This window comes from Streptomyces mutomycini (genome assembly GCF_001700505.1).
Taxonomy (GTDB): domain Bacteria; phylum Actinomycetota; class Actinomycetes; order Streptomycetales; family Streptomycetaceae; genus Streptomyces; species Streptomyces mutomycini.
This window is the reverse complement of record NZ_MAPV01000213.1, coordinates 1-209: the sequence shown is the minus strand read 5'-3', so window position 1 is coordinate 209 and position 209 is coordinate 1. Positions and strand designations below refer to the sequence as shown.

Genomic DNA, 209 nt, shown 5'->3' with positions numbered 1-209 from the left:
GCCTCGGCGTAGTTGTCGAGACCGACGAACGACGTGGCGCGCAGGGCGAGTGAGCTGTCGGTGAAGCTCATCCAGAGGCCCTGGAGCACGGGCCATACGAGGAAGAGGACGAAAGGGACCGCGAAGGGCAGCACGAAGAGCGGGCCCGGCCCGCGGCGGCCGGCCCGGCGCCGGGGGACCGGGGCGAGGAGCGGTTCGCCGGGCCGGCC

The 209-nt window shown here is 74.2% G+C and carries 1 pseudogene; it reads right to left on the bottom strand.

Features of this window, described 5'->3' with window-relative positions:
- Positions 1-209, bottom strand: a pseudogene (locus BFF76_RS34090) (sugar ABC transporter permease); the annotation flags it as partial.